The sequence below is a fragment of the Aliidiomarina sp. genome (assembly GCF_047920995.1).
Taxonomy (GTDB): domain Bacteria; phylum Pseudomonadota; class Gammaproteobacteria; order Enterobacterales; family Alteromonadaceae; genus Aliidiomarina.
Genome location: NZ_JBLRWZ010000071.1, coordinates 1 through 2,420, shown reverse-complemented (window position 1 = coordinate 2,420; position 2,420 = coordinate 1). Strand labels below are relative to the sequence as shown.

General features: G+C 47.3%; 2 protein-coding genes. Both read right to left on the bottom strand.

Annotated elements, in window-relative coordinates:
* A partial coding sequence (locus ACNA7P_RS11100; RefSeq protein ID WP_416258688.1) for a protein kinase domain-containing protein occupies nucleotides 1–1,635 on the bottom strand: 1,635 nt, incomplete at its 3' end.
* A 38-nt stretch (nucleotides 1,636–1,673) separates the two neighbouring features.
* A partial coding sequence (locus tag ACNA7P_RS11095; protein ID WP_416258687.1) for an MFS transporter occupies nucleotides 1,674–2,420 on the bottom strand: 747 nt, incomplete at its 5' end.

Sequence of the window (2,420 nt, the reverse complement as noted above, 5' to 3'; positions counted from 1 at the left end):
GGTGCTTTGCTTTACTTCGTCGCGCAGAAACTCTGGGTTGGGCTGGCGTAAATCACGCATTAGCCCGGCAAGGGTGGTATAGCGCTGCTGTAAATCAAAAGAAACGCCTTTTTCCAGTGCCCGATCTAGCCATACCGGAACCGCCGGGTTAGCAATTCGGGCACTGATATAGCGTAGCCGATCATAATCACTAGGGGTTTTACAGGTTTCGATTTTATTGCCATAGGGCAGTTTGCCGGTAAAAAGCTCATACGCTACCGTAGCTAATGCATATACATCGCCTTGAATTGCCGAATTTTTACCGGTGAGATACTGGGGATCAGAATATGCGGCGGTACCGAGCACGGAATCATGTTCGAATGGCAGAAAAATTTCCGCAACGCCAGCTACAAATACAGAGCCGAAATCGACAATTTTAATGTGCTCGGTACCATTGTTATCTTGGCAAATAATAATATTACCGGGCTTTAAATCTTGATGAATGGCCTCGCAATCGTGAAATGCCAGCAAGCCAGTGGCAATTTGTTCAAGAATACTTAACGCGCGCTTCGGCTTTACAGGGAAGTTTTGCTCCAACCACTTCTCTAAGCTTTCCCCTTCTACATACTCCATTAAATAATACAGGAAACTGCGTTGCCGGCGTTGGCGAATGATGTTTACTACATGCGGGCTATTAATGCGGCTACCAATCCACTCTTCGCGAATAAAACGCTCGATATAGCTGCTATCATCTTCGAAATTCGCCGAAGGTGTTTTCATTACTGCGATTTCGTTAGTTTCTTCATCCCGCACTAAATATAGGTGGCTGCGGCTGCTAGCAAACAGTTCTTTCTCAATCAAGAAGCCATCTACTTTCATACCGGCGCCAAACGCAGGCGGAAATGGTAATCGGGTTAACCGCTCATGATAATCATCAATATCTTCATTAGGGAGCTCGTTTACGGCAACTACGATAATGCTAATGTTATCATCACAGCCCGCGGCTATCGCCCGTTTAAGCAACTCTTCCGCGGCTTGCTCGGAAGTTAGCGGTTGCTCCAAAACACCTGCTATTGCAGCACTATCAATAAATTCGTGTAAACCATCAGAGCTGAGCAGTAATTTATCGCCCACCTGCAAATCTACCTGTTGATGATCCAACTGTAAGTTACCATCCATCCCCAATGCACGAGCTAGGAAGTGTCGGTCGTTACTTAAGTGTGCGGTATGGTCGGTAGTGAGTTGGCGCAAGGCATGCTGTTGGTAATGATAAATACGGCTATCACCAACGTGAAAGATATGTGCGGTATGCGATTTAATAATCAGTGCGCTAAAGGTGCATAGCTGCCCCTTCATGGTATTGGCAAACGCATGGCTGTGGCGATACAAGCGCAAGTTGATGGTAGATAGCACTTGGCCAGCGCTATGGCTTACCGACCAAGTATCAGGGGTTTTGAAGTAATCGCTGATAAACGCTCGAACGGCAGTGGCCGAGGCTTCTTTACCGGCCTCGGCACTGCTTACACCATCAGCAACCGCAAATACGGCGCCTTTATAGGTGAGAATATGTGCATCGCTTGGCATTTCGGCAGCAGCGGCATCTTCGTTGCCTTGTTTACCGCCTTCATCGCAAAGCACATAATAATCGAGTTGCATTAGCGTTTTGCACTCCTGCTGCACAGATTGATTTGCGTTTATTTATGGCCAACTTCAATGGTATGTACGGTACCATCCGGCATTACTTCGGCAATATGGCCGCGCGGATTTTCCATGAAGTACACGGCAACCAAGCCCACTAAAGCAGAGGCAGCAATCACATAAAAGAAGGTGCTGTAGCTTACAAAGCTTAATACAGTAAGGTACACCACTGCACCCACATTACCATAAGCGCCTGCCATACCAGCAATCTGCCCGGTCATGCTGCGCTTGATCAACGGAATCATTGCGAATACGGCACCTTCGCCTGCTTGCACGAAGAATGAGCATGCCATGGTTACTAACACGGCGATTAGAATCCACCAGTGGCTATCAATAAGGCCCATCATAAAGTAGCCCACCGCTAAACCAGAAATCATGATCAGCAGGCTGCGGCGGCGGCCATAACGATCCGAGAACCAACCACCCATAGGCCGAGAAACCAAGTTCATAAAGGCGAAACCAGAAGCCAATAAACCGGCTGTTACAGGGTTTAAGCCTTCGAATGTTTGCAAGAAGTATAGCGGCAGCATAGAAACCACAGCTAGTTCTGAGCCAAAGGTAGCAAAGTAGGCGATATTTAAAATACCAACCTGCCGAAAGGAATACTTTTCTAGCTCAGGAACGCCTGCACGCAAATGCTCTACGTTAATCGCCCAAGTTTGCCAAGTGTGGTAAATGAAAATTACCGCTAATATCGCCACAAAGATATACATGGTGCTTGCAGAAATGAGATTTACGCCGCC